Source organism: Pseudomonas sp. FSL R10-2189 (assembly GCF_009600325.1).
Taxonomy (GTDB): Bacteria; Pseudomonadota; Gammaproteobacteria; order Pseudomonadales; family Pseudomonadaceae; genus Aquipseudomonas; species Aquipseudomonas helleri.
The window spans coordinates 40718-66684 of sequence record NZ_WIVZ01000015.1 but is presented as its reverse complement, the minus strand read 5'-3'; the positions used below and the strand labels follow the sequence as shown (position 1 = coordinate 66684).

20 protein-coding genes are annotated in these 25967 nt (G+C 58.5%); 16 read left to right on the top strand and 4 right to left on the bottom strand.

Translation table 11 applies throughout. The features are described 5' to 3' along the window. Window positions 1-108: 108 nt before the first annotated feature. From GHO32_RS12865 to GHO32_RS12790, 16 genes are all read left to right on the top strand, one after another. The gene (locus tag GHO32_RS12865; protein ID WP_153334734.1) at window positions 109-852 is read left to right on the top strand and encodes a secretin N-terminal domain-containing protein; all 744 of its coding nucleotides are present in this window, start codon (window positions 109-111) and stop codon (window positions 850-852) included. A 233-nt stretch (window positions 853-1085) separates the two neighbouring features. Further along, a complete protein-coding gene (gene aceA, locus GHO32_RS12860) occupies window positions 1086-2411 on the top strand; it encodes an isocitrate lyase (protein WP_153334733.1) in 1326 nt (441 codons plus the stop codon). Between the two features lie 597 nt (window positions 2412-3008). Continuing rightward, window positions 3009-3422, top strand: coding sequence for an NADH-quinone oxidoreductase subunit A (locus GHO32_RS12855; protein ID WP_003446990.1), 414 nt, complete (start codon window positions 3009-3011; stop codon window positions 3420-3422). Between the two features lie 10 nt (window positions 3423-3432). Next, a complete protein-coding gene (locus tag GHO32_RS12850) occupies window positions 3433-4107 on the top strand; it encodes an NADH-quinone oxidoreductase subunit B family protein (protein WP_048368550.1) in 675 nt (224 codons plus the stop codon). 73 nt (window positions 4108-4180) lie between these two features. Further along, on the top strand, window positions 4181-5965 hold the full coding sequence (gene nuoC / locus GHO32_RS12845; RefSeq protein ID WP_048368795.1) for an NADH-quinone oxidoreductase subunit C/D: 1785 nt from the start codon (window positions 4181-4183) through the stop codon (window positions 5963-5965). Between the two features lie 2 nt (window positions 5966-5967). Further along, window positions 5968-6465, top strand: coding sequence for an NADH-quinone oxidoreductase subunit NuoE (gene nuoE / locus GHO32_RS12840; RefSeq protein ID WP_048368551.1), 498 nt, complete (start codon window positions 5968-5970; stop codon window positions 6463-6465). Further along, complete coding sequence (nuoF, locus tag GHO32_RS12835) at window positions 6462-7817, top strand: NADH-quinone oxidoreductase subunit NuoF (protein WP_153334732.1); 1356 nt, start codon at window positions 6462-6464, stop codon at window positions 7815-7817. Before nuoE ends, nuoF begins: the two co-directional genes overlap by 4 nt. A 133-nt stretch (window positions 7818-7950) precedes the next feature. Further along, window positions 7951-10665: an NADH-quinone oxidoreductase subunit NuoG gene (gene nuoG / locus GHO32_RS12830; RefSeq protein WP_048368553.1), complete on the top strand. Its 2715-nt coding sequence runs from the start codon at window positions 7951-7953 to the stop codon at window positions 10663-10665. After that, entirely contained in the window at window positions 10662-11669 is a 1008-nt protein-coding gene (gene nuoH / locus GHO32_RS12825) for an NADH-quinone oxidoreductase subunit NuoH (protein WP_048368554.1), read from the top strand. Before nuoG ends, nuoH begins: the two co-directional genes overlap by 4 nt. 12 nt (window positions 11670-11681) lie before the next feature. Beyond that, window positions 11682-12230 (top strand): NADH-quinone oxidoreductase subunit NuoI, encoded by a 549-nt coding sequence (nuoI, locus tag GHO32_RS12820; RefSeq protein WP_016780194.1) that lies wholly within the window; start codon window positions 11682-11684, stop codon window positions 12228-12230. 9 nt (window positions 12231-12239) lie between these two features. Continuing rightward, complete coding sequence (nuoJ, locus tag GHO32_RS12815; RefSeq protein ID WP_048368555.1) at window positions 12240-12743, top strand: NADH-quinone oxidoreductase subunit J; 504 nt, start codon at window positions 12240-12242, stop codon at window positions 12741-12743. A gap of 1 nt (window position 12744) precedes the next feature. After that, the gene (gene nuoK, locus GHO32_RS12810; RefSeq protein WP_003446970.1) at window positions 12745-13053 is read left to right on the top strand and encodes an NADH-quinone oxidoreductase subunit NuoK; all 309 of its coding nucleotides are present in this window, start codon (window positions 12745-12747) and stop codon (window positions 13051-13053) included. Further along, window positions 13050-14903, top strand: a complete 1854-nt coding sequence (gene nuoL / locus GHO32_RS12805; RefSeq protein ID WP_048368556.1) for an NADH-quinone oxidoreductase subunit L — start codon at window positions 13050-13052, stop codon at window positions 14901-14903. The genes nuoK and nuoL overlap by 4 nt, the downstream gene beginning before the upstream one ends. Window positions 14904-14941: 38 nt before the next feature. Continuing rightward, window positions 14942-16474, top strand: coding sequence for an NADH-quinone oxidoreductase subunit M (gene nuoM, locus GHO32_RS12800; RefSeq protein WP_048387732.1), 1533 nt, complete (start codon window positions 14942-14944; stop codon window positions 16472-16474). Window positions 16475-16481: 7 nt separating this feature from the next. After that, the gene (gene nuoN / locus GHO32_RS12795) at window positions 16482-17951 is read left to right on the top strand and encodes an NADH-quinone oxidoreductase subunit NuoN (protein ID WP_048368558.1); all 1470 of its coding nucleotides are present in this window, start codon (window positions 16482-16484) and stop codon (window positions 17949-17951) included. Window positions 17952-18187: 236 nt separating this feature from the next. Then, on the top strand, window positions 18188-20305 hold the full coding sequence (locus tag GHO32_RS12790; RefSeq protein WP_153334731.1) for a TonB-dependent receptor domain-containing protein: 2118 nt from the start codon (window positions 18188-18190) through the stop codon (window positions 20303-20305). 39 nt (window positions 20306-20344) lie between these two features. Here GHO32_RS12790 and GHO32_RS12785 read toward each other — a convergent pair whose 3' ends face one another. Genes GHO32_RS12785 through GHO32_RS12770 form a run of 4 tightly spaced genes read right to left on the bottom strand, consistent with a single transcriptional unit; the run spans window position 20345 to window position 25642 of the window. After that, window positions 20345-21142, bottom strand: a complete 798-nt coding sequence (locus GHO32_RS12785) for a DsbA family protein (RefSeq protein ID WP_153442848.1) — start codon at window positions 21140-21142, stop codon at window positions 20345-20347. 36 nt (window positions 21143-21178) lie between these two features. After that, window positions 21179-22627 (bottom strand): TolC family protein, encoded by a 1449-nt coding sequence (locus tag GHO32_RS12780; RefSeq protein ID WP_178113886.1) that lies wholly within the window; start codon window positions 22625-22627, stop codon window positions 21179-21181. Then, window positions 22620-24569: a MacB family efflux pump subunit gene (locus tag GHO32_RS12775; protein WP_153334728.1), complete on the bottom strand. Its 1950-nt coding sequence runs from the start codon at window positions 24567-24569 to the stop codon at window positions 22620-22622. The genes GHO32_RS12780 and GHO32_RS12775 overlap by 8 nt, the downstream gene beginning before the upstream one ends. After that, window positions 24569-25642: an efflux RND transporter periplasmic adaptor subunit gene (locus GHO32_RS12770; protein WP_153334760.1), complete on the bottom strand. Its 1074-nt coding sequence runs from the start codon at window positions 25640-25642 to the stop codon at window positions 24569-24571. The genes GHO32_RS12775 and GHO32_RS12770 overlap by 1 nt, the downstream gene beginning before the upstream one ends. Between the last annotated feature and the right edge of the window lie 325 nt (window positions 25643-25967).

The following is a 25967-nucleotide window of genomic DNA, read 5'->3' as shown; positions in this document are numbered from 1 at the left end:
CGCTCCCACATGCGTTACAACAAAACGCCCTGCCATCTTCGGATCGCAGGGCGTTTTGCTATCTGCCACACTCCGCAGATACTTTTACGTATTGCGGAGATAACGGACATGTCCCTACGCCCCTTCATCGCCAGCCTGCTCATGGTCTTCAGCATGAGCGCACTGGCCGATACCAAAGTCATTACCTTACAAAACCGCACAAGCGCCGATCTACTGCCGATTGCGCAGAACTTTATCGGTAAAAACGGGAAAGTCAGCGCCTATGGCAACCAACTGATTGTCGAAGCAGCCCCCTCGAAAATTCAAAACCTGGAAAACCTGCTGGCGCAACTCGACACCCCCGCCAAGCGCTTGCTGATTACGGTCGATACCCGCGACAACAGCCTGCCCGAATCCAGTTCAGACACCCGCGTGATCAGCACCGCCAGCCGTGAAGGCGGCATTCAGCAAATCGAGGCCACTGAAGGTGTCCCCGCACAAATTCAGATCGGCCAGAGCGTGCCCCTCACCAGCACCCAGACAGACGCCTATGGCCGACTGCTCACTCAGACCGAATACCGCGATGTCACCCAAGGATTTTTCGTCACCGCCACCGTCACAGGTGAAACGGTACACCTCGCGATTAGCACGCACCTGGACACCATGAGTCAGGAACGCCCCGATGTAGTGAACATGCAAAATGCCAACACACAGATCAGCGGCCCCCTCGGTCAGTGGATCACCGTGGCAGGCAGCAGCAACCAGAGCCAGACCGAAAATAACGCTACAACCCTTACCTACTCTACTCAAGGGCGCAACGACATGACGGTACGGGTCAAAGTCAACACTCTCGACCAAAGGACCCAAAACTGACTGATGGGTCGTATTAGACTAAATATGTAGTGCTGCAAAAAAAGCACTACAAAGTGTTTGACGACACAAAAATGCAAAGGCATGATGGCCCCGCTCCCGCCAATCAGAGCCCCGGAAAAGGGCCCTGGATGCCTCTTGGCGAGCAGCCATTCACGCACTTACACAAACACAATTGCTGTGTGCTGGTGGAGCAAAATTTTTCAACCCAGACCTATGCGACGAGGTTTATCTCCATGGCACTGACACGCGAACAGCAAATTGCAGCCCTTGAAAAAGACTGGGCCGAAAACCCACGCTGGAAAGGCGTGAAACGCGATTATTCCGCTGCTGACGTGGTCCGCCTGCGTGGTTCGGTTCAACCCGAGCACACCTTTGCAAAATTGGGCGCTGACAAGCTGTGGAAACTGGTGACACAGGGCGCACACCCGTCCTTCCGTCCTGAGAAAGATTTCGTCAACTGCATGGGCGCCCTGACCGGGGGCCAGGCAGTTCAACAGGTTAAAGCCGGCATCCAGGCTATCTACCTGTCGGGTTGGCAAGTGGCAGCAGACAACAACTCTGCTGAATCCATGTACCCCGATCAGTCGCTGTACCCGGTGGACTCGGTTCCAACCGTGGTCAAGCGCATCAACAACTCGTTCCGTCGTGCCGACCAGATCCAGTGGAAAGCCGGCAAAAACCCGGGCGACGCAGGCTACATCGACTACTTCGCCCCTATCGTGGCGGACGCTGAAGCCGGTTTCGGCGGCGTACTGAACGCTTACGAACTGATGAAGAACATGATCGAAGCTGGCGCCGCCGGCGTTCACTTCGAAGACCAACTGGCCTCGGTAAAAAAATGCGGCCACATGGGCGGCAAAGTACTGGTGCCTACCCAGGAAGCCGTACAAAAGCTGACCGCTGCGCGCCTGGCTGCTGATGTGGCTGGCGTACCGAGCATCATCCTGGCCCGTACCGACGCTAACGCCGCAGACCTGCTGACGTCTGACTGCGACCCGTACGACCAGCCGTTCGTGTCTGGCGAGCGCACCAAAGAAGGCTTCTACAAAGTCCGTGCAGGCCTGGACCAAGCGATTGCCCGCGGCCTGGCCTACGCTCCTTACGCCGATCTGATCTGGTGTGAAACCGCCAAACCAGACCTGGATGAAGCACGCCGCTTTGCCGAAGCGATCAAAAAGGAATATCCGGACCAACTGCTGTCGTACAACTGCTCGCCTTCCTTCAACTGGAAGAAAAACCTGGACGACGCGACCATCGCCAAGTTCCAGCGCGAACTCTCGGCAATGGGCTACAAGCACCAGTTCATCACCTTGGCCGGTATTCACAACATGTGGCACAGCATGTTCAACCTGGCGCACGACTACGCCCGCAACGACATGACTGCCTACGTGAAACTGCAAGAGCAGGAATTCGCTGACGCAGAAAAAGGCTACACCTTCGTGGCGCACCAACAAGAAGTGGGCACCGGCTACTTCGACGACATGACCACCGTTATTCAAGGTGGCTCTTCATCGGTAACCGCCCTGACCGGCTCGACCGAAGAAGAACAGTTCCACTGATAGCTGTTCCTCAGTGATTGGCGCCCCGACTGGTTCGGGGCGTTTTTTTGTGTGGATATCGCTCATCTTTGTAGTCGCTGCCGAGGCACGAAGGCTGCGAGCTGTTTATAAGCAGCCATGACGATCAAGAGTTCGCAGCCTTCGTGCCTCGGCAGCGACTACGGGATCAGAGGGGATCAGGCCGATCCACCAAAACCATGACCCAGATCCATAAACTGAAACGTGAAGCAGGTTACAAAGCCAAGTTCAAAACTTGCCAAGTGCGTCTATATAAGCCAAGTTCAATGGGTTAACCGTACTGCGTCACAACATCGCAGCACTTAAACGATATTAATTATCATTTAGAGTTGCTTTTGTTGATTACCTGCGCCGTAAAACATAATCATTGAAACACGCTGTAATCCACGGAACACAAGGCCTGCGCAGACTTTGAGGAGTGCTATACCACTAAAGGATTGAATTAATTCATCTTAGAAAATTTACTTGCTGGGTGTTTAGCCATAAAATCCCGGCAATCAATAGCGCTGCGACATATCGTCACTGCTTTATTACCTTTTTAAGCTCAGAGACCTTTGCTCTCTGTTAAGGATTTCCAGCATGCCCGAAGCGACAGGACTCATAGCCCACAACTGGGGCTTTGCCATTTTCCTTCTCGGCGTTGTCGGCCTCTGTGCCTTCATGCTCGGCGTCTCCAGCCTCCTTGGGTCAAAAGCCTGGGGCCGCAGCAAAAACGAACCGTTCGAGTCCGGCATGCTGCCTACCGGTGGCGCCCGCTTGCGGCTCTCTGCAAAATTCTATCTGGTCGCGATGCTGTTCGTGATCTTCGATATCGAAGCCCTCTTTCTCTTTGCATGGTCTGTGTCTGTTCGCGAAAGCGGCTGGACCGGATTCGTCGAAGCTCTCGTTTTCATAGCAATTCTGTTGGCAGGCCTTGTCTACCTATTTCGGGTGGGTGCTCTTGATTGGGCACCGGAAGCTCGTCGTAAGCGGCAGGCCAAGCTGAAACAATGAGGCTTTGGCAATGCAATACGAACTCACCAGGATCGACCCGGATGCTCCTAACGAGCAATACCCGATCGGCAATCGGGAAACCGTTGCCGATCCGTTAGAAGATCAAGTCCACAAAAACATTTTCATGGGCAAGCTGGAAGACGTGCTGAACGGCACGGTCAACTGGGGGCGTAAAAACTCCTTGTGGCCGTACAACTTCGGCTTGTCGTGCTGCTACGTGGAAATGACCACCGCCTTCACGGCGCCCCACGACATCGCGCGCTTTGGCGCCGAAGTGATCCGGGCATCGCCGCGTCAGGCGGATTTCATGGTTATTGCCGGTACCTGCTTCATCAAGATGGCGCCGATCATTCAGCGTCTCTATGAGCAAATGCTTGAGCCTAAGTGGGTTATCTCCATGGGTTCTTGCGCCAACTCCGGTGGCATGTACGACATCTACTCCGTGGTTCAAGGGGTCGACAAGTTCCTGCCCGTGGACGTTTACGTGCCAGGCTGCCCACCCCGCCCAGAAGCTTTCCTGCAAGGCTTGATGCTCTTGCAAGAGTCGATTGGCCAGGAGCGTCGCCCACTTTCCTGGGTTGTCGGTGAACAAGGCGTGTACCGCGCCGAGATGCCGTCCCAAAAGGAACAGCGCCGCGAACAGCGTATTCAGGTCACTAACCTGCGCAGCCCCGACGAAGTCTGATCCAGCGCCGCTTCTATAAATAGAACGAAACACTGGCTTCATTCTTTACGTTGAACGAAAGCGATAAAAAACCATGACTACAGGCTCCGCTCTGTACATCCCGCCTTACAAGGCTGACGACCAGGATGTGGTTGTCGAACTCAATACCCGTTTTGGCCCTGAAGCGTTCACCGCACAGGCCACACGCACCGGCATGCCGGTGCTTTGGGTTACCCGCGCAAAACTGGTTGAAGTACTGACCTTCCTGCGCAACCTGCCAAAACCTTACGTCATGCTCTATGACTTGCACGGTGTGGACGAACGTCTGCGCACCAAGCGTCAGGGCTTGCCATCGGGTGCAGACTTCACGGTCTTCTACCACCTGATGTCGCTTGAGCGTAATAGTGACGTAATGATCAAGGTTGCCTTGTCCGAGAGCGACCTCAGCCTGCCGACCATCACCGGTATCTGGCCAAACGCCAACTGGTATGAGCGTGAAGTCTGGGACATGTTCGGTATCGACTTCAAAGGCCACCCGCACCTGTCGCGCATCATGATGCCGCCGACCTGGGAAGGTCACCCGCTGCGCAAGGACTTCCCGGCGCGTGCGACCGAGTTCGATCCGTACAGCCTGACCCTGGCCAAAGTGCAGCTGGAAGAAGAAGCCGCACGCTTCCGCCCCGAAGACTGGGGCATGAAGCGTTCCGGCGAAAACGAGGACTATATGTTCCTCAACTTGGGCCCGAACCACCCTTCGGCTCACGGTGCCTTCCGTATCATCTTGCAACTGGACGGCGAAGAGATCGTCGACTGCGTGCCAGACATTGGCTACCACCACCGTGGTGCCGAGAAAATGGCCGAGCGCCAGTCCTGGCACAGTTTCATCCCGTACACCGACCGTATCGACTACCTCGGCGGCGTGATGAACAACCTGCCGTACGTGCTCTCGGTCGAGAAGCTCGCCGGGATCAAGGTGCCGGACCGGGTCGACACCATCCGCATCATGATGGCCGAGTTCTTCCGTATCACCAGCCACCTGCTGTTCCTGGGTACCTACATCCAGGACGTGGGCGCCATGACCCCGGTGTTCTTTACCTTCACCGACCGTCAGCGCGCTTACAAAGTGATCGAAGCCATCACCGGTTTCCGTCTGCACCCGGCCTGGTACCGCATCGGTGGCGTTGCCCACGACCTGCCAAATGGCTGGGAGCGTCTGGTCAAGGAATTCGTCGAGTGGATGCCCAAGCGTCTGGACGAGTACCAAAAAGCCGCGCTGGACAACAGCATTCTGCGTGGTCGTACCATCGGCGTCGCCCAGTACAACACCAAAGAGGCCCTGGAATGGGGCGTCACCGGTGCTGGCCTGCGGTCCACCGGTTGCGACTTCGACGTGCGTAAAGCGCGCCCGTACTCCGGCTACGAGAACTTCGAATTCGAAGTCCCGTTGGCAGCCAATGGCGATGCCTACGACCGCTGCATCGTGCGCGTCGAAGAAATGCGTCAGAGCCTGAAAATCATCGAGCAGTGCATGCGCAACATGCCAGCCGGCCCGTACAAGGCGGATCACCCGCTGACCACGCCGCCGCCTAAAGAGCGCACGCTGCAGCACATCGAGACCTTGATCACGCACTTCCTGCAAGTTTCGTGGGGCCCGGTCATGCCGGCCAACGAATCCTTCCAGATGATCGAAGCGACCAAGGGCATCAACAGTTACTACCTGACGAGCGATGGCGGCACCATGAGCTACCGCACCCGGATTCGCACCCCAAGCTTCGCCCATTTGCAGCAGATCCCTTCGGTGATCAAAGGCGAAATGGTCGCGGACTTGATTGCGTACCTGGGGAGTATCGATTTCGTTATGGCCGACGTGGACCGCTAAGCATGAACAGCACGCTTATCCAGACAGACCGTTTCGCCCTGAGCGAAACCGAGCGCTCGGCCATCGAGCACGAGATGCATCACTACGAAGATCCGCGCGCAGCGTCGATCGAAGCCCTGAAGATCGTTCAGAAGGAACGCGGCTGGGTGCCGGATGGCGCGGTATACGCCATCGGCGAACTGCTGGGCATCCCTGCCAGCGACGTTGAAGGCGTGGCCACGTTCTACAGCCAGATCTTCCGTCAGCCGGTCGGCCGCCACATCATTCGCGTGTGCGACAGCATGGTGTGCTACATCGGTGGCCACGAGTCCGTGGTCGGCGAAATCCAGAGCAAACTGGGCATCGGCCTGGGCCAGACCACTCCGGACGGCCGCTTCACGCTGCTGCCGGTGTGCTGCTTGGGCAACTGCGACAAGGCGCCGGCGTTGATGATCGACGACGACACATTCGGTGACGTGCAGCCTGCTGGCGTCGCTACGTTGTTGGAGGGCTACCCATGACCCTGACTTCTTTCGGCCCTGCCAACCGCATTGCGCGCTCGGCAGAAACCCACCCGCTGACCTGGCGCCTGCGTGACGACGGCGAGCCGGTATGGCTCGACGAGTACCAGGCCAAAGACGGCTACGCGGCGGCGCGCAAGGCGTTCGCGGACATGGCGCAGGACGATATCGTCCAGACCGTGAAAGACGCGGGCCTCAAGGGTCGTGGTGGTGCGGGCTTCCCCACGGGCGTGAAGTGGGGTCTGATGCCTAAAGACGAATCCATGAACATCCGTTACCTGTTGTGTAACGCCGATGAAATGGAACCCAACACCTGGAAAGACCGCATGCTGATGGAGCAACTGCCCCATCTCCTGATCGAAGGCATGCTGATCAGTGCCCGCGCGCTTAAAACCTACCGTGGCTACATCTTCCTGCGTGGTGAATACACCACCGCCGCCGTGCACCTGCGTCGTGCGGTCGAAGAAGCCAAGGCAGCCGGCCTGCTGGGCAAGAACATCCTCGGTTCGGGCTTTGACTTCGAACTGTTCGTGCACACCGGCGCCGGGCGTTACATCTGCGGCGAAGAAACCGCACTGATCAACTCCCTCGAAGGCCGTCGCGCCAACCCGCGTTCCAAGCCGCCCTTCCCGGCCGCTGTGGGCGTATGGGGCAAGCCGACCTGCGTGAACAACGTAGAAACCCTGTGCAACGTACCGGCCATTATTGGCAACGGCGTTGACTGGTACAAATCCCTCGCCCGCGAAGGCAGCGAAGACCACGGCACCAAGCTGATGGGCTTCTCCGGCAAAGTGAAGAACCCTGGCCTGTGGGAACTGCCGTTCGGCATCACCGCACGCGAGCTGTTCGAAGACTACGCCGGTGGCATGCGCGACGGCTTCAAGCTCAAGTGCTGGCAGCCAGGCGGCGCCGGTACCGGCTTCCTGCTGCCAGAGCACCTGGACGCACAAATGTACGCCGGCGGCATCGGCAAAGTCGGTACCCGTATGGGTACGGGCCTGGCGATGGCGGTCGACGACAGCGTCAACATGGTCTCCCTGCTGCGCAACATGGAACAGTTCTTTGCCCGTGAATCGTGCGGTTTCTGCACCCCTTGCCGTGATGGTTTGCCATGGAGCGTCAAGCTCTTGATGGCCCTGGAGAAAGGCGAAGGTCACCCCGGCGATATCGAGACCCTGCTGGGTCTGGTCGGTTTCCTCGGCCCAGGCAAAACCTTCTGTGCTCACGCACCGGGCGCCGTGGAGCCATTGGGCAGCGCGATCAAGTACTTCCGTCCAGAGTTCGAAGCCGGTATTGCGCAAGCAAAACCTGGCGCCGTACCGCTGGCTCGCCCGATTGTAATCGGCGCGTAACGCTTTGACTGAGGGTGGTCCGTACCACCCTTTGATCGTTCGATGACGCCGTAAAGGCTGTGTTGATTCGAACGCATAACAAGATTCCATTAGCCACGCCCGCTGACACCGGGCCAACGAAGAACTTTGAACCATGGCCACTATCCACGTAGACGGCAAAGAGCTCGAAGTCGATGGGGCAGACAACCTGTTACAGGCCTGTTTGTCGCTAGGACTCGATATTCCGTATTTCTGCTGGCACCCTGCCCTGGGCAGCGTCGGCGCCTGCCGCCAGTGCGCAGTCAAGCAGTACACCGACGAGAACGACACCCGTGGTCGTATCGTCATGTCCTGCATGACCCCGGCCACTGACGGAAGCTGGATTTCCATCGAAGACGAAGAAGCGAAAGTGTTTCGCGCCAGCGTCGTCGAATGGCTGATGACCAACCACCCGCACGACTGCCCTGTGTGCGAAGAAGGCGGTCACTGCCACCTGCAAGACATGACGGTGATGACCGGCCACAACGAGCGCCGTTATCGCTTCACCAAGCGCACCCACCAGAACCAGGAACTCGGCCCGTTCATCGCTCACGAGATGAACCGCTGCATCGCCTGCTATCGCTGCGTGCGCTACTACAAAGACTACGCAGGCGGTACCGACCTGGGTGTGTTCGGCGCTCACGACAACGTGTACTTCGGTCGCGTTGAAGACGGCGTGCTTGAAAGCGAGTTCTCCGGCAACCTTACCGAGGTCTGCCCGACCGGTGTGTTCACCGACAAGACTCACTCCGAGCGCTACAACCGTAAGTGGGACATGCAATTCGCGCCAAGCATCTGCCACGGTTGCTCCAGCGGCTGCAACATCAGCCCGGGCGAACGTTATGGCGAGCTGCGCCGCATCGAAAACCGTTTCAACGGTTCGGTGAACCAGTACTTCCTGTGTGACCGTGGCCGTTTCGGCTATGGCTACGTCAACCGCACCGACCGCCCACGTCAGCCGCTGCTGGCCGACGGCACCAAGCTGGGCCTGGACGCGGCGCTGGACAAAGCGGCCGAACTGCTGCGCGGTCGCAACATCGTCGGGATCGGTTCGCCACGTGCCAGCCTCGAAAGCAACTACGCGTTGCTTGAACTGGTCGGCGCCGAGCACTTCTACTCCGGCATCGAAGCCGCTGAGCTGGAGCGCATCCGTCTGGTGCTGCAAGTCTTGAAAGACAGCCCGTTGCCTGTGCCTAACCTGCGCGAGATCGAAGATCACGACGCCGTGTTCGTACTGGGTGAAGACCTGACCCAGACCGCCGCCCGTATGGCGCTGTCGCTGCGTCAATCGGTCAAGGGCAAAGCTGAAGACATGGCCGACGCCATGCGCGTTCAGCCTTGGCTCGACGCTGCGGTGAAAAACATCGGCCAGCACGCGCTGAACCCGCTGTTTATCGCCAGCCTGGCTGAAACCAAGCTCGATGACGTGGCTGAAGAGTGTGTACACGCCGCCCCGGAAGACCTGGCGCGCATCGGTTTCGCCGTGGCTCACGCCATCGACGCCAGTGCTCCGGCCGTACCGGGCCTGGACGCCGAAGCCCTTGAGCTGGCCCAGCGCATCGCTGATGCCCTGCTCGCGGCCAAACGCCCACTGATCGTAGCCGGTACTTCGCTGGGCTCCAAGGCCCTGATCGAAGCCGCAGGCAACATCGCCAAGGCCCTGCACCTGCGTGAAAAAGCCGGCTCCATCAGCCTGGTGGTGCCAGAAGCCAACAGCCTCGGCCTGGCCATGCTCGGCGGTGATTCGGTTGATGCGGCGCTGCAAGCCGTTATTGACGGCAAAGCCGATGCCATCGTGGTGCTGGAAAACGACCTGTTCACCCGTGTTGACGCGATCAAGGTCAATGCGGCACTGGACGCAGCCAAAGTCGTCATCGTTGCCGACCATCAAAAAACTGCGACCACAGACCGCGCTGACCTGGTTCTGCCAGCGGCCAGCTTCGCCGAAGGCGACGGTACTCTGGTCAGCCAGGAAGGCCGCGCCCAGCGCTTCTTCCAGGTCTACGAGCCGCGCTACCTGGATTCGAGCATTTTGATCCACGAAGGCTGGCGCTGGCTGCACGCCCTGCGCAGCACCCTGCTGAACAAGCCGGTTGACTGGACCCTGCTCGACCACGTGACTCAAGCCACTGCCGCCAGCACCCCGGAACTGGCCCAGATCGTTGATGCTGCGCCGTCCGCTGCGTTCCGTATCAAAGGTCTGAAACTGGCCCGTGAACCGCTGCGTTACAGCGGCCGCACGGCCATGCGCGCCAACATCAGCGTGCACGAGCCACGTATTCCACAAGACCCGGACACCGCGTTCGCGTTCTCGATGGAAGGTTACTCGGGCTCGGTAGAACCGCGTAAACAAGTGCCGTTCGCCTGGTCGCCGGGCTGGAACTCGCCACAAGCGTGGAACAAGTTCCAGGACGAAGTCGGTGGTCATATCCGCGCTGGCGATCCGGGCACCCGCCTGATCGAAAGCAAAGGTGATGCACTGAGCTGGTCCGCCAACATTCCGGGCGCGTTCAACCCGGCACGTGGCACCTGGCAAGTGGTGCCGTTCTATCACCTGCTGGGCAGCGAAGAGAACTCTTCGAAAGCCGCGCCGGTGCAAGAGCGTATCCCTGCCGCCTACGTGGCCCTGGCCAAGTCCGAAGCCGACCGTCTGGGTGTCAACGACGGCGCGCTGCTGAGCTTGAACGTTGCCGGCCTGACCCTGCGTCTGCCGCTGCGTATCAACGAAGAGCTGGGTGCAGGTCTGGTGGCATTGCCAGCCGGTCTGCCAGGTATTCCGCCCGCTATCTTTGGCCTTACCGTTGACGGTTTGCAGGAGGCAGCCCAATGAGCTGGTTTACGCCTGAAGTGATCGACGTGATCATCACGGTGGTGCAGGCCATCGTGATCCTGCTCGCCGTGGTGGTGTGCGGCGCACTGTTGAGCTGGGTCGAGCGTCGTTTGCTCGCCCTCTGGCAAGACCGTTACGGCCCGAACCGCGTAGGCCCGTTCGGCGCGTTTCAGATCGCCGCTGACATGATCAAGATGTTCTTCAAGGAAGACTGGACCCCTCCGTTTGCCGACAAGATGATCTTCACCCTGGCACCGGTTGTGGCCATGAGCGCCTTGCTCATCGCCTTTGCGATTATCCCGATCACCCCGACCTGGGGCGTGGCGGATCTGAACATCGGTATCCTGTTCTTCTTCGCCATGGCCGGTCTGTCGGTGTACGCGGTGTTGTTCGCTGGCTGGTCCAGCAACAACAAGTTCGCCCTGCTCGGCAGCTTGCGTGCTTCGGCGCAGACCGTGTCGTACGAAGTGTTCATGGGCCTGTCGCTGATGGGCATCGTGGTGCAGGTTGGCTCGTTCAACATGCGCGACATCGTTGAATACCAAGCGCAGAACCTGTGGTTCATCATTCCGCAGATCTTCGGTTTCCTGACCTTCTTCATCGCTGGCGTGGCCGTGACTCACCGTCACCCCTTCGACCAGCCGGAAGCAGAACAGGAACTGGCCGATGGTTACCACATTGAATACGCTGGCATGAAATGGGGCATGTTCTTCGTCGGTGAGTACATCGGGATCGTGTTGATCTCGGCGTTGCTGGTGACTTTGTTCTTCGGTGGCTGGCACGGGCCTTTCGGCATCCTGCCGCAGATCCCGTTTATCTGGTTCGCCCTGAAGACCGCGTTTTTCATCATGATCTTCATCCTGCTGCGCGCTTCTATTCCGCGTCCACGGTATGACCAAGTGATGGATTTCAGCTGGAAGTTCTGCCTGCCGCTGACCCTGATCAATTTGCTGGTAACCGCTGCAATCGTGTTGATGAACACGCCTGCAGTCGCGGTTCAGTGAGGATAGAGACCCATGTTCAAGTACCTGTTTGACATCGTGCATGGCACCTACACCCAGCTTCGCAGCTTGGTGATGGTGTTTGGCCATGCCTTCCGCAAGCGTGACACGCTGCAATACCCGGAAGAACCGGTCTATCTGCCACCGCGTTACCGTGGACGAATCGTCCTGACCCGCGACCCGGACGGCGAAGAGCGTTGTGTAGCCTGTAACCTGTGCGCCGTAGCGTGCCCGGTGGGCTGCATCTCGCTGCAAAAAGCCGAAACCGAAGATGGCCGTTGGTACCCGGAGTTCTTCCGCATCAACTTCTCACGCTGCATTTTCTGCGGTCTGTGTGAGGAAGCCTGCCCGACCACCGCGATCCAGCTCACACCGGATTTCGAAATGGCCGAGTTCAAACGTCAGGATCTGGTCTACGAGAAGGAAGATCTGCTGATCTCCGGCCCGGGCAAGAACCCTGATTACAACTTCTATCGTGTTGCGGGTATGGCCGTAGAAGGCAAGCCGAAAGGCGCTGCCCAGAACGAAGCCGAGCCGATCAACGTGAAGAGCTTGCTGCCTTAAGGAAGAACGATGGAATTCGCTTTCTATTTCGCATCGGGTGTCGCTGTCGTGTCCACGCTACGCGTGATCACCAACACCAACCCTGTGCACGCCCTGCTCTACCTGATTATTTCGCTGATTGCCGTGGCGATGACCTTTTTCAGCCTCGGCGCACCGTTTGCCGGTGTGCTCGAAGTGATCGCCTACGCCGGTGCCATCATGGTGCTGTTTGTGTTCGTGGTGATGATGCTCAACCAGGGCCCGGCCTCGGTGACGCAAGAACGCCACTGGCTCAAGCCCGGCATATGGGTTGGCCCGAGCATTCTGTCGGCCTTGCTGCTGGCTGAACTGCTGTATGTGCTGTTCGCTCACCAGAGCGGCGCAGCTATCGGTCAAACCACCATTGATGCAAAAGCCGTGGGCATCAGCCTGTTCGGCCCGTATCTGCTGGTGGTCGAACTCGCCTCGATGCTGCTGCTGGCTGCAGCGGTGACGGCGTTCCACTTGGGCCGCACTGAGGCGAAGGAGCAATAAGATGCCTGGAATACCTTTGGAACACGGGCTTGCGGTAGCAGGCGTACTGTTCTGCCTCGGTCTGGTTGGACTGATGGTTCGCCGTAACATTCTCTTCGTATTGATGAGTCTGGAAATCATGATGAACGCCGCTGCACTGGCGTTCATTGTGGCCGGTGCACGTTGGGCGCAGCCGGATGGACAAGTGATGTTCATCCTGGTGATCACCCTGGCAGCTGCCGAGGCCAGTATTGGCCTGGCGATCCTGCTGCAACTGTATCGCCGCTTCCACACGCTTGATATCGATGCTGCCAGTGAGATGCGCGGATGAACCTTCTCTTTCTGACTTTCGTATTCCCCCTGATCGGCTTTTTGCTGCTGTCGTTCTCCCGTGGACGTTTCAGCGAAAACCTCTCGGCACTGATCGGCGTCGGCTCCATTGGCCTGTCGGCCATCGTTGCCGCGTACGTGATCTGGCAATTCAACGTTGCGCCACCTGAAGGCGGCCACTACAGCCAAGTGCTGTGGCAGTGGATGTCGGTAGGCGACTTCAAGCCTAGCTTCACCCTGTACCTCGACGGCCTGGCAGTGACCATGCTCGGCGTTGTTGTCGGCGTGGGCTTCCTGATCCACGTGTTTGCCTCCTGGTACATGCGCGGTGAAGACGGCTACTCGCGCTTCTTCTCCTACACCAACCTGTTTATCGCCAGCATGCTGTTCCTGATCCTGGCCGATAACCTGCTGTTCGTGTACTTCGGTTGGGAAGGCGTGGGCCTGTGCTCTTACCTGTTGATCGGTTTCTACTACAGCAACCGCAACAACGGTAACGCCGCACTCAAAGCCTTTATCGTGACCCGTATCGGTGACGTGTTCCTGGCCATCGGCCTGTTCATCCTGTTCCAGCAACTGGGCACGCTGAACATTCAGGAACTGCTGGTGCTGGCGCCGCAGAAATTCCAGGCCGGTGACTTCTGGATCGTTCTGGCGACCCTGATGCTGCTGGGCGGTGCGGTCGGTAAGTCGGCGCAATTGCCCCTGCAAACCTGGTTGGCAGACGCGATGGCGGGCCCGACACCGGTTTCGGCACTGATCCACGCCGCAACCATGGTCACCGCCGGTGTTTACCTGATCGCGCGCACCCACGGCCTGTTCACCCTGGCCCCTGAAGTGCTGCACCTGGTCGGCATCGTCGGCGGTGTGACACTGGTGCTGGCAGGTTTCGCAGCGCTGGTTCAAACCGACATCAAACGTATCCTCGCCTACTCGACCATGAGCCAGATCGGCTACATGTTCCTGGCGCTGGGCGTTGGCGCCTGGGACGGGGCGATTTTCCACCTGATGACCCACGCCTTCTTCAAGGCCCTGCTGTTCCTTGCATCGGGTGCGGTGATTGTTGCCTGCCACCACGAGCAGAACATCTTCAAGATGGGCGGCCTGTGGAAAAAACTGCCACTGGCTTACGCCAGCTTCATCGTCGGCGGCGCGGCCTTGTCGGCCTTGCCATTGCTGACAGCAGGCTTCTACTCCAAGGACGAAATTCTTTGGGAAGCCTTCGCCAGCGGTCACAGCGGTCTGCTGTATGCCGGTCTGGCCGGTGCGTTCATGACCTCGCTGTACACCTTCCGTCTGATCTTCGTCACCTTCCACGGTGAAGCCAAGACTGAAGCCCACGCAGGCCACGGCGTTACCTACTGGCTGCCACTGAGCATCCTGATCGTGCTGTCGACCTTCATCGGCGCCCTGATCACGCCTCCGTTGGCTGGCGTACTACCACAAAGCGTTGGCCATGCAGGCGGCGAAGCCAAACACAGCCTGGAAATCGCCTCGGGCGCTATCGCCCTGGCCGGTATCCTGCTCGCGGCCCTGCTGTACCTGGGCAAACGTCGTTTCGTTACCGCTGTTGCCAATAGCGGCATCGGTCGCTTCCTCTCGGCCTGGTGGTTCGCTGCCTGGGGCTTCGACTGGCTGTACGACAAACTGTTCGTCAAACCGTACCTGTTGATCTGCCGCGTGCTGCGCAAAGATCCGCTGGACCAGACCATTGGTTTGATCCCGCAGATGGCCAAGGCCGGGCATAACGCCCTGAGCCGCAGCGAAACCGGTCAACTGCGTTGGTACGCTGCTTCCATGGCCGCCGGTGCTGTACTGGTCATGGGCGCCATCGTACTGGTAGCGGTCTGATATGAACCTTCGACATTGCGAAAGGAATTGAGCCCGTCATGATTCTGCCTTGGCTAATCCTGATCCCCTTTATCGGCGGCCTGCTGTGCTGGCTGGGTGAGCGCTTCGGCCCTACCCTGCCACGCTGGATTGCGTTGCTGACCATGTCCCTCGAACTTGCCCTCGGCCTTTGGCTGTGGGCGCACGGGGACTACCATCTGGCACCGAACCCGGGCGCTGCCCCGGCGTGGGCGCTTGAGTTCCAGCACACCTGGATCGAGCGCTTCGGCATCAGCGTGCACCTGGCGCTGGACGGCCTGTCGCTGCTGATGATCCTGCTGACCGGCCTGTTGGGCGTGTTGTCGGTACTGTGTTCCTGGAAAGAAATTCAGCGTCACGTGGGCTTCTTCCACCTGAACCTGATGTGGATCCTGGGCGGCGTGGTGGGCGTGTTCCTCGCCATCGACCTGTTCATGTTCTTCTTCTTCTGGGAAATGATGCTGGTGCCGATGTACTTCCTCATCGCGCTCTGGGGTCACAGCTCGTCCGACGGCAAGAAAACCCGTATCTACGCCGCGACCAAGTTCTTCATCTTCACTCAGGCTTCCGGCCTGATCATGCTGGTGGCGATCCTGGGCCTGGTGCTGGTCAACTACAATGAAACCGGTGTGCTGACCTTCAGCTATGCCGAGTTGCTGAAAACCAAGATGTCGCTCACCACCGAGTACATCCTGATGCTTGGCTTCTTCATTGCCTTTGCGGTGAAACTGCCGGTTGTACCGTTCCACTCCTGGTTGCCGGACGCTCACGCCCAGGCACCTACCGCAGGTTCGGTCGATCTGGCCGGTATCCTGCTCAAGACCGCTGCTTATGGTCTGCTGCGTTTCGCCTTGCCGCTGTTCCCGAATGCCTCGGCCGAGTTTGCGCCGATTGCCATGACCCTGGGTCTGATCGGGATTTTCTACGGTGCTTTCCTGGCCTTCGCACAAACCGATATCAAGCGTCTGATCGCGTTCTCCAGCGTTTCGCACATGGGCTTCGTTCTGATCGGCATCTACTCCGGCAGCCTGCTGGCGTTGCAAGGTGCAGTGATCCAGATGCTCGCGCACGGTGTTTCGGCAGCAGCGCTGTTTATCCTCAGCGGCCAACTGTACGAGCGCCTGCACACCCGTGACATGCGTGAAATGGGTGGCTTGTGGTCGAAGATCGCTTACCTGCCGGCCATCAGCCTGTTCTTCGCTGCCGCGTCGCTGGGCTTGCCAGGCACCGGTAACTTCGTGGGTGAGTTCCTGATTCTGATGGGCTCGTTCGCCAGCTTCCCTTGGGTCACGGCCATTGCAACAACCGGTCTGGTGTTTGGTTCGGTTTACTCGCTGATCATGATTCACCGCGCCTACTTCGGCCCGTCCAAGTCGGACGCGGTACTGGCCGGCATGGATGCTCGTGAACTGATCATGGTGCTCGGTCTGGCGGTACTGCTGATTTTCATCGGCGTGTACCCACAACCGTTCCTCGATACCTCTGCTGCGACCATGCATGGCGTGCAGCAATGGCTCGGCACCGCCTTCACTCAACTCGCTTCGGCCCGGTAAGAGCGCTATGGAATTCACGATCCAACACTTTATCGCGCTTGCTCCACTGCTGATTACCAGCCTCACCGTTGTGGTGGTGATGCTGGCAATCGCGTGGCGCCGCAACCACTCACAGACCTTCCTGCTTTCGGTGGCGGGTCTTAACCTGGCACTGCTGTCGATTTTCCCGGCATTAAAAGTGGCACCGCTGGCTGTCACCCCGCTGTTGATGATGGACAACTTTGCCTATCTGTACACCGGGCTGATCCTGGTCTCGACGCTGGCCTGCGTCACCCTCGCCCATGCTTACCTGGGCGAAGGTGGCACCGGCTACCCGGGCAACCGCGAAGAGCTTTACCTGCTGATCCTGCTGGCTGCGGCTGGTGGTATCGTGCTGGTGAGCGCGCAACACCTGGCGGGCTTGTTCATCGGCCTGGAGTTGCTCTCGGTTCCGGTCTACGGCCTGGTGGCTTACGCCTTCTTTAACAAGCGTTCGCTGGAAGCCGGTATCAAGTACATGGTGCTGTCGGCTGCAGGTTCTGCGTTCCTGCTGTTCGGTATGGCCCTGCTGTACGCCGAAGCCGGTAGCCTGAGCTTCAGCGGTATCGGCCACGCCCTGGCGTCGACTGGCGCGCCAAGCGCCATCGCACAGCTGGGTCTGGGCATGATGCTGGTGGGTCTGGCCTTTAAACTGTCGCTGGTACCGTTCCACCTCTGGACCCCAGACGTGTACGAAGGTGCTCCGGCGCCTGTGGCGGCTTTCTTGGCTACCGCTTCGAAAGTTGCCGTGTTTGCCGTCATCGTGCGTTTGTTCCAGATCTCCCCGGCCGCGACTACCGGTGTGATGAGCGACGTACTGACCGTGATCGCGATTGCTTCGATCCTGTTCGGTAACCTGCTGGCCCTGACCCAAAACAACCTCAAGCGTCTGCTGGGTTTCTCGTCCATCGCCCACTTTGGCTACCTGCTGATCGCCCTGATTGCGAGCAAAGGCATGGCCGTTGAAGCGATCGGCGTGTACCTGATCACCTACGTGCTCACCAGCCTCGGTGCGTTCGGCGTCATTACCATGATGTCGTCGCCGTACAAAGGCCGTGACGCAGACGCACTGTACGAGTACCGCGGCCTGTTCTGGCGCCGTCCTTACATGACCGCCGTACTGACCGTGATGATGCTGTCCTTGGCCGGTATCCCGCTGACCGCTGGCTTTATCGGCAAGTTCTACATCATTGCGACCGGCGTTGAAGCTCACCAATGGTGGCTGGTCGGTTCCCTGATCCTGGGTAGCGCCATTGGCGTGTTCTACTACCTGCGTGTGATGGTGACCCTGTACCTGGTCGAGCCGAAACTGCATCGCCACGATGCTCCGCTGAACTGGGAGCAGAAGGCAGGTGGCGTGATGCTGCTGGCGGTTTCGATTCTGGTATTCGTACTGGGCGTGTACCCACAACCGATGCTGGAACTGGTGCAACACGCAACGCTGTACCTGCACGGTTAAGCGTTAAACGGTTGTCCCGATACCCCGTGAAGGCCCGGCCTTCACGGGGTATTTTTTTTGATCCTGCCAGCCCCTGTAGGAGCGAGCTTGCCTCGCGATCTTTTAAAGATCAAAAGATCGCGAGGCAAGCTCGCTCCTACGGTTTAGGGGGGGCTGTGATTGTCTGACAGTTGCGAGTGATTACGGGCTTGTATAGGCTGGCGCGCCGCCCGCCCATCGTCCTGGAATGCCTGTTAATGCGATCTGCCTTGTCTTCGTTTCTGCCTTTGGCGCTTGTCTGCGCTGCGCCCGCTTATGCTGACCCGCTGGAGTTGGGTGAGGTTCAGGTTCGCAGTGACGAAAGCAGCGACCTGCAAGCCGCACAGGAGGCGCTCAAGCAGGTGCCCGGCGCCAGCAATGTGATCGACATTAACGCGGTCGAACAAGGCCGCGTCGCGACCAACAGTGATGTGTTGGCGTATCAACCCGGTGTGTATGCCCAATCAGGCGGCAATGAAGGCACCAAGGTCTCGGTGCGCGGTTCGGGCATCAACCGCGCGCCCGGCGCCCACGGCTCGGGCCTGTATGTGATGTTTGATGGCCTGCCGCTGACCGGCCCCGGCGGTACGCCCTATGAGCTGTTCGAGCCGTTGTGGCTGAGCCGTGCTGAGGTGTTGCGCGGAGCCAATGGTTTTGATGTCGGCGCGCTGGCCTTGGGCGGCTCGATCAATTACGTCACCCACACCGGCTATGACGCCGCGCCCCTGCAAGTGCGCTATGAAACAGGCAGTTACGGCTACCAGAAACGCCAGATCAGTTCCGGGCAAGTATTGGGCGATCTGGACTACTACGTATCGCTCAACGACGCTGAGACCAACGGCTATCAAGACCACACGTCAGGCAACAGCAAAGGCTTCGCGGCCAATATTGGCTATCGTTTCAGCCCGCAACTGGAAACGCGCTTTTATCTGCGTTATCGCGAAACCGATAACGAGCTCGCAGGCCGGGTCACCAAAGAACAAATCAAGCATCATCCACGCGCTGCCAATCCGGCGTATGTGAGCGGCGACTACACACGCCCGCAACCCGGCAGCACCTGGTTGGGTAACAAAACCACGCTGTACCTGGACGATGATTCGCAGTTGGAAGTCGGGCTGGTATACCACGACTACCCCATGGACCTGCGTGAGGGGCCCAACCGGCTGAAGGTTGCCTACACCGACGTCAGCGGCACCTTGAACTACAAGCGCCGCGACACCCTGTTTGGCCTTGAAAGCAAAACCACGGTGGGTCTGCGCAGCAGCAAGCATTTGCCTAACAGCGGCGCGTCGGAATACGTGCGCATCCCGCGCGGCAATACCGCCAGCTATGCGCCGGGCACCAAAATGCGCGACTTCAGTTATCAGGGTTCGGACAGCGTGCTGCACGCCAGCAATGATCTGGAACTGATGCCCGACCTGTGGCTGACCACGGGCATGGCGCTGATCTATACCCGCCGCGAAAGCGAGGTGAGCTACCCCGACAGCGGCGGCAAAGTCAGCCGCCATGATTGGGATTACGCGCCGCGCCTGGGCTTGCGCTATGAGTTCAACCCGCACTTGCAGGTGTACGGCAACCTTAGTCGCTCGGTCGAGCCGCCGCACCCGTGGTCGATGATCTGGAGTTCGCCGTACGTATTCCCGGTGGGCAGCGGTCCGGCCACCGGGCGCCAAAGCACCCCGATTGCCATGCAGAACCAGACCGCGACCACCCTTGAACTGGGCACACGGGGCGATTCGGGGATCGGCCAATGGGATCTGGCCTGGTACTACTCGGCCGTGCGCCATGAACTGCTGACGGTTGAGCTGCAAGCCGCCACGGCTGACCTGGCACCGATTGTCGGCGAGTCCAACGCCAGCCCGACCGTGCACCAAGGCATTGAAGCCGGGCTCAATAGCCGCTTGTGGCAGCGCGATGGCGTGGGCAGCGTGTCGTTGCGTCAAGCCTACACCTTCAGCGACTTCCATTACCGCGATGACTCGCGCTTTGGTGACAACCGCTTGCCGGGCATCCCACAGCACTACTACCAGGCCGAGGTCCGCTATGACCACCCGCAAGGCTTCTACGCGGGGGTCAACACCCAAGTGGCCTCACGCATGGCGGTGGACTATGCCAACACCTACTACGCATCGTCTTACACGCTGTGGGGCGCGACGCTGGGCTATGCCTCCCCCAAACGCGACTGGCAGACCTGGATCGACCTGCGCAACCTCACCGGCGAGCGCTACGCCGCCACGGTGACGCCGGGCTACGACGACAAAGGCCAAGACCCCGCCCGCTCCACCCCCGGCGAAGGCCGGGGCGCCTACGTCGGGGTTTCGTACAGCTTTCGTTAATCTGCGGGCCCGCCGTCCGGGCCCAATCCCTTCGTATATTTATTTAGGTGCCGAGGCTTTGACAATCGCGGCCGTGAGTACTTCCTCTGTCACCAAGCCCGGTAATACTGAGATGGTTGATTTGGATGCGCCGGTGGTCGGCATCACCATAAACATAGGTGTTCCTTGTACCCCCAACTCCTGGGCTAAATCCTGAGTACTCTTTATTGCGGCCGCCATGTCTTTAACTATCTGTGGAGCTGGAACTGCAATACCGTTTTTTTGCATCACTTGTTTAATATCGTCTTGCGTCAACTTGCCTTCATTGTGGCCGGTGGCATAAATACCATCGTGGTATTTCAGGTATGCCTCGCTTCCCTGAGTTTTCCAAATAGCCAAGCCCATTTCAGCTGCCTGAACAGACGCTGGCCAGTTGGAGCCAAAAATAGGGAACTCTTTGAAGACATAACGCACCTGCGGCTGTTTCTTCATGACAGCATCCAGCACCGGAAAAGATTTCGCACAGTAGATGCACTGATAATCAAAGAACTCGACGACTAACACGCTACCATTCGGCGCTCCCGCCACAGGGGTCGAAGGGTCGTGAAGCAAACTCGATATATTTTTCAAAATGCCTGCCGCTCTTTTTTCCTGCAAGGCGTCGTCTTGTTGTTTTTTCAAGTTCTGGGCGGCATCCATTAAAAATTCCGGATGATCCACCAAGTACTGCGCCGCCACCTTACCAATGTCTTCACGTTGTTCAGCCGTGAATGAACTCTCATCTTTGGCGATCACAGCCCCACTGCACAATAACGACCCCAGGAGTAATGCAAATGACCAAGAACTGTGCTTATTCATTGTGTTTTCCTTTTCTGGCGAGTTGAACTATCGGGATTAAGGTGTGCGGGTTATGACTTGGTAATCACCGCCCAGGGCGGCATACAGTTGTGCTGCATTTTGTTTTCTGGCCAACGTGTTCTGCAGTAATGACAGTTCGGCCTGACGCCGTGTTGCTTGCACATCCAGCCACGGTTGAATATCGGTTTCGCCCACTTGCCATCTAACCTGTGACAAACGCTCGGCTTCTCGCGAGAGCACAACGTATTGACGCAAGTACTGTTCCTGAATCATCAGTTGCTGACGTGCTGACAGTGCATCTTCAGTGTTCTTTAAGGCGGTATATAAGGTTTTCTTGAAACTGATGACCGCCGAGTCATAGGCCAGACGTGAACTTTGCACACTCAACCGGAACGTATTGAACTGGATAAAAGGCAAGGTCACAGCAGCTGACACAGCCACCACCGGATTGATCAGGTACTGGGTCAAAGTCGGACTGGAGGTGCCCAGACTGCCGGTCAAGGCCAATGTCGGGTAAAAACTGAGCTTGGTGGCCTGCGCACTGGCCAGGTAACTGCGTACCCGCAGCTCTGCGGCATGCACATCCGGGCGCCGCGCCAGCAACTCTGCGGGAATTCCCGCCTGCGGTACCGGGAGCGGCGTGTTCAACAAATCTTCGAGTTCTGGAAACGCTTGCTCGGGGGTCGCCCCCATGATCAGCGCAAAAGCGCTCCGGGCCTCAATCAAGGTCTGCCTGCTTTGGGCCACCGAGACTTGCTGTGACACAAGGGCCTGCTGCGCGAACACCATGTCGGTGCGACTTGTTGCGCCCGTCTCGTAGCGCACCGAGGCCAGTTTGAGGGTGGTACGGGCTTCATTCAGGTCGGCTAAAGCGTTGCTCATGACCCGGTTCAAAAAACCTAATTGCCACCATAGTTGTGCCACCGACACCTGCAGGGTAATGCGTGCCGCGTTCCAGTCGGCTTCGCTGGCCTGCGCATTGATATCGGCGGCCTCTTGTTGCGCTGCCTGATTACCCCATAGATCCACCTGGTAATTAACGCCAAGACCCAGCCCGGCAGAACTCGACGTGGTCGGCGGGTAAGCCCCTTGTGCCGTCAAGTTACGCGACTGTCCGGCAGTGGCCCCAAGCGACACTCCTGGCCAGGCATTGGTGGCAACCAGTGCGGCCTGCACCCTGGCCAGTTTGACTTGCAGGCTGGCCAGCTTGATATCGTCGTTGTCGCGCATGGCTTGCAGCAAAATGCCAGGCAATTGCGGATCGCCCAAAGACTCCCAGAAGAGAATACGACTTTGGCTAGCCAACGCCTGCGCTTCAGCAAATTGCCAACGTACCGGGACAACAGGCGGCTCGGCTTCAGGAATGTGTAACCAAGAGCACCCTGTCAGCAGCAGTGCCACCAACCCACCCAAAACCGTCAGCGAATGGGCCGTTGCCCCGCGTATCAGGGCACAAGCACGAGGCACTACTGGTCGGCTACTCACGGGTGAGTGCCTGCGCCGGATCAAGCCGGGCCGCATTGCGAGCCGGGAGCCAGCCTGACAGCAACCCCACAATCACGGCGCAACTGACGGCGATGAGTAACGTCTGCATCGAAAAAATCATGCGCCATTGCTGGGTAAACAAAGACAGCCCCCAACCCAGCGCGAACGACAACACGATCCCGACCAGCGATCCCACGAGGCAGACAATAATTGCCTCCGTCAGAAACTGCCGCCGAATATCCCGCTGCCGGGCCCCTACCGCCATGCGGATGCCTGTTTCTTTGGTGCGCTCCACCACACACACCAGCATGATGTTCATCACCCCGATGCCGCCCACCACCAACGAGACCAAGGCAATCAGCGACAAAAAGAGGGTCAGGGCAAAACTGGTTTTACTCAGCGACTGCGCGAAGGCTTCCGAGTTACGGACATAGAAGTCCTGCCGCCCGTGCAAACGCATGAGTACGTGCTGGATCGCCTGTTCGACGTTCGCGGTCGATGCCTCGTCATCAAGATGCACCGCGATGGTGTTGAACCAGCTCTGTCCGAGCAGCCGATAACCTGCGGTAGTCCACGGCATCCACAAACTCAGCACATTGTCGGAAAACAACGCTTGGCTACGGACCACGCCCACGACCACACACGGCAACATGCCGACGATAATCACCTGCCCCACTGGCGATACGGTGGGCGGGAACAGCTTTTTACGCAGATTGTCATCAATCACCACCACTTGCGACTGGCGCTCGATGTCCTGGGGCAATAACCCGCGGCCACTGACCAGCGCCAGATTATTGAGCCTCAAGGCGCTGTCGCTGACGCCGTTAACCGCGGCATTGGTATCGACCCGCTGCCAGCGGATGCGCAACGATGTGGTGATAGCGGGCGACACCTGTTTCACCCCCGGCAGGCTGGCCAGTGCCGCAAGATCACGGCGAACCAATGAGCGGATTCCAGCGGCGCGGTCATCCCCGATCTCACGTCCCGGGTACACGGTCATGACATTGCTGCCCAGCGTATTGAGGTTGTTCAGCACGTACTGCCTGGCCCCTTCGCCCGCAGCATTGAGCGACACCACTGAAGCGATGCCAATCACAATGCCGAGCAAGGTCAGGCAGGTCCGTAACCGATGTGCGCTCAGTGAGTGCCAGGCGCTCCACACGGCATCCTGCCAGCTGGACAGCCAGGCATACTGCGCGGGCTTGAGGCTGGGCGGCATGTCGGGCACAGCGGCCGACACGGACTGCACCGCCTCATTGCGAGTGTCGGCAATGATCGCACCGTCCTCCAGCTGGATAATGCGCTCGGCATAGCTGGCAATTCGCGGGTCATGGGTAATCAGAATGACCGTATGACCCTGACGGTGTAAGGCCTGGAGTTGAAGCAGTACGTCCTGCCCATTCTGGCTATCGAGGGCGCCCGTGGGCTCGTCCGCCAAAATGATATCCCCGCCATTCATCAGCGCCCGGCCAATGCTGACCCGCTGTTGTTGCCCGCCTGACAACTGCGTGACGTTTTGCCCGGCGAAGCGGGACAACCCCAGCAACTGCAGCAAATGCCGCGCTCGTGCATGACGCTCTGCACGCCCGATGTGGGCATAAATAGCCGGCACGGCGACGTTTTCAAGAACCGTCAGTGAAGGGATGAGGTGATAGCGCTGAAAGATAAACCCCAACCGCTCCCGGCGCAGTTGAGCCCTGGCATCGCTGTTCAGTTGTTCAACATCCTGCTCGTCAATCAGGTAGTGCCCGGAACTGGGTTGGTCAAGGCAACCCAGAATGTTCATCAGGGTCGATTTACCCGACCCTGATGGCCCCATAATCGCCACCATCTCACCCGCATAAAGAGCCAGGTTGATGTCCTTCAACACCGCAACCGGCTCTGTGCCGGCCTGAAAATAGCGGCATACATTAACCAGACGGAGCAACGGATGGCGTTCCATTACGGCGTCCTGGGCCAATCATCGCCAGGCAAGACGACCTGCTCGCCCTCTGTTAACCCGTCCAGCACCTGAATGCTGAAGGCATTATCGATGCCCGTTTTCACCTCGCGCAGCTCTGTTTTTCCTTGGGGAGTGAGTACCTTGACTTGATAACGGCCATCCGGCACGGCACGGCCCAAAGCGGTCAGCGGAATCACCAAGGCATCGTCAGCCTGTGCAATCTGCACTGAAACCTGCGCGGTCATGTCGGGGTGCAACGCCGCGACAGGGTTGGCCACATCGAACAGAGCGTTGAAAAACAGCGCGTTATTGATTTTTTCCGGGGCGGGCTCGACTGTTTTCAGAACACTGCAATACCGTGTGTGCGTGCCACTTAGCGTGGTGAAACACGCCGGCAACCCCACTCGCATGCGATCAATATCGGCTTCGGGGATTTGCGCCCGAACCGTCATGATGCTCAGGTCGGCGATTTGCAAAATCACCGGCACCTCATAAGACGCCGCAACGGTTTGCCCTTCTTGAGTGGACACCGACACCACCGTACCGCTGACGGGAGCCAAAATCCGCGTATAGCCCAGATTGGCCTGGGCCGTGCTGACCTGAATATGCTGTTGATGAATTTGCGCATCGACCACCGCCAATTGCGCTTGTTGCGCTTGCAGATCCGCTTCGGCCGACTCCACAGACTGCGGCGCTACTGCGTTTTCCTGGGCCATGGCCTGATTGCGGCGCAGCGCCAGCCGCGCCCGCTTGACCTGTGCGGCGGCCGAAAGCTTTTGCGCGGCCAAGCTGCCTAACGCCACTTGTGCATCCAGCAGGGCATTTTTGGACAAGGTCGAATCGATTTCAGCGACTAACTGGCCTTGTTCCACGTGATCACCGGGATGCACCAACAGCCTTTTGAGTTGACCGGACGCTTGCGAACCGACATCCACTTTGCGGATGGGTTGAAGTACACCAATGGCCAATACCGACTCTTCGACGGTTTGCCGTATGACTGTGGCGGTTAAAAGAGGGTGGTCTGGCGTGGACGTTGCACTGCAATACCAAACAATGACGCCCGCCAGACCCATTATGACTCCCCCGGTTAGTGCTATTTTTTTTAAGCGACAGGTATTGGATAGCATCCGGGGTTATTCCTGTGCAACCATTGAGAAATACAGCTAGACAACTGTTCAGCATACTTAGCAAATTCCTGCTCACTCACCAACGAAGTGCATAACCCAAAATAAACGACATATAAAATACGCCTCCGTCATCCTCGAAGGAGGTGTATTTCTTATATTTGCCCTGGGGTACAGCCAATAGCAATCAACCCGTTTTGATACATAGCGCTGCCGCAGCACAAAGGCTCTATGCATGAAGCCGCAGTAGAACAGTTCAGTCCTACCGCAGTAC

Coding starts and splice junctions, on each gene's coding strand:
- GHO32_RS12865 (WP_153334734.1), top strand. CDS start 109: ATGTCCCTACGCCCCTTCATCGCCAGCCTGCTCATGGTCTTCAGCATG.
- aceA (WP_153334733.1), top strand. CDS start 1,086: ATGGCACTGACACGCGAACAGCAAATTGCAGCCCTTGAAAAAGACTGG.
- GHO32_RS12855 (WP_003446990.1), top strand. CDS start 3,009: ATGCCCGAAGCGACAGGACTCATAGCCCACAACTGGGGCTTTGCCATT.
- GHO32_RS12850 (WP_048368550.1), top strand. CDS start 3,433: ATGCAATACGAACTCACCAGGATCGACCCGGATGCTCCTAACGAGCAA.
- nuoC (WP_048368795.1), top strand. CDS start 4,181: ATGACTACAGGCTCCGCTCTGTACATCCCGCCTTACAAGGCTGACGAC.
- nuoE (WP_048368551.1), top strand. CDS start 5,968: ATGAACAGCACGCTTATCCAGACAGACCGTTTCGCCCTGAGCGAAACC.
- nuoF (WP_153334732.1), top strand. CDS start 6,462: ATGACCCTGACTTCTTTCGGCCCTGCCAACCGCATTGCGCGCTCGGCA.
- nuoG (WP_048368553.1), top strand. CDS start 7,951: ATGGCCACTATCCACGTAGACGGCAAAGAGCTCGAAGTCGATGGGGCA.
- nuoH (WP_048368554.1), top strand. CDS start 10,662: ATGAGCTGGTTTACGCCTGAAGTGATCGACGTGATCATCACGGTGGTG.
- nuoI (WP_016780194.1), top strand. CDS start 11,682: ATGTTCAAGTACCTGTTTGACATCGTGCATGGCACCTACACCCAGCTT.
- nuoJ (WP_048368555.1), top strand. CDS start 12,240: ATGGAATTCGCTTTCTATTTCGCATCGGGTGTCGCTGTCGTGTCCACG.
- nuoK (WP_003446970.1), top strand. CDS start 12,745: ATGCCTGGAATACCTTTGGAACACGGGCTTGCGGTAGCAGGCGTACTG.
- nuoL (WP_048368556.1), top strand. CDS start 13,050: ATGAACCTTCTCTTTCTGACTTTCGTATTCCCCCTGATCGGCTTTTTG.
- nuoM (WP_048387732.1), top strand. CDS start 14,942: ATGATTCTGCCTTGGCTAATCCTGATCCCCTTTATCGGCGGCCTGCTG.
- nuoN (WP_048368558.1), top strand. CDS start 16,482: ATGGAATTCACGATCCAACACTTTATCGCGCTTGCTCCACTGCTGATT.
- GHO32_RS12790 (WP_153334731.1), top strand. CDS start 18,188: ATGCGATCTGCCTTGTCTTCGTTTCTGCCTTTGGCGCTTGTCTGCGCT.
- GHO32_RS12785 (WP_153442848.1), bottom strand. CDS start 21,142: ATGAATAAGCACAGTTCTTGGTCATTTGCATTACTCCTGGGGTCGTTA.
- GHO32_RS12775 (WP_153334728.1), bottom strand. CDS start 24,569: ATGGAACGCCATCCGTTGCTCCGTCTGGTTAATGTATGCCGCTATTTT.
- GHO32_RS12770 (WP_153334760.1), bottom strand. CDS start 25,642: ATGGGTCTGGCGGGCGTCATTGTTTGGTATTGCAGTGCAACGTCCACG.